Annotated in this window: 1 protein-coding gene; it reads right to left on the bottom strand. The window is 59.0% G+C overall.

The annotated features are described in order from the left end of the window. Positions 1 to 380: 380 nt before the first annotated feature. A complete protein-coding gene (locus ACGH47_RS11365) occupies positions 381 to 986 on the bottom strand; it encodes a hypothetical protein (RefSeq protein WP_411623483.1) in 606 nt (201 codons plus the stop codon). Positions 987 to 1,003: the final 17 nt, after the last annotated feature.

Here is a 1,003-nt window from a genome sequence, read left to right as displayed (position 1 = left end):
GCCTGGTGCATTGCGCTTAGCTGCGCTGTGAAAACGACCACGACTACGCCGCCTTGCCATCTCGAGCTACCCCTTCTGCGAGCGACTTAATGTCGTTGTAGAGCTCGAGCCACTCCTGATCGGAGTCTCCGGCGCCGAGCGAGTCAGCGAGTCGCAAGCACATTCTGGCCAGAAGCACTTCCCGGTGCGTAGCCAACATTGGGCGGCGTACTCCACGGTCGCGCGCCGGGCGTCTGAATTGTCCATCTTTAGGTTCTTCCATCATGGTCTCCTAGCGGCATTTAGCGGCAGTTGCGGTGGGACATAGAACGTCCCGCGTCCCGTCTGCCTTTCGCCATCCAACCCGATGGTACGACCCCCGGGGGGGGGGGTCTACACAGCTACGGTACCCGCACGAGCATGGTGGGTTGGCACCACACGAAGTTCGCAAGCGAGGCAGCATTGCCCAAATTGAAGTTCCCCCGAACGGCGACACCAAGCGACTTCTCACGTAGCTTGACGCGAGTCTTTGGCTCGAAGGTGATGTTGAGGTCCATCTGCTGCACGGAAGCGGTGCGAGCTCCAGTCTGATGCGTGTAGTCCATGACCCCGTACCCTAGAATGCGGTTGTTGCGCAGCGTGAGGTCGAACTCAGTCGTGTTAGCGACGAGCGTCGTGAACTGGTCCTCCTGAGTGAAGACCATCGCCTCTACGAGCATCGTGACCTGACCGAAGCCCGCGGGGAGGAAGTAGTTCGAGTCGAACGTCTGCGCGAAGCCACACTTGATGATGAGGCGCTCGAGCACAGGGGCGCCCTTCATCGTGTCATTCAGCTCGATGGAGGGATCTTGGAAGTCGTCCTCCGCGAGGATAACATCGCTGAAAGTAGCTGAATTGTTCTGCTGCTCAGTGAGAGTGAAGGCAGGAGGACGAAGCCAAAACGACTTGCCTGGTGCATTGCGCTTAGCTGCGCTGTGAAAACGACCACGACTACGCCGCCTTGCCATCTCGAGCTACCCCTTCT

The organism is Gilliamella sp. CG16, assembly GCF_046635785.1.
GTDB classification, from domain to species: domain Bacteria; phylum Pseudomonadota; class Gammaproteobacteria; order Enterobacterales; family Orbaceae; genus Gilliamella; species Gilliamella apicola_I.
The sequence above is the reverse complement of the archived record's forward strand: the minus strand, read 5'-3'. Positions and strand labels throughout refer to the sequence as shown.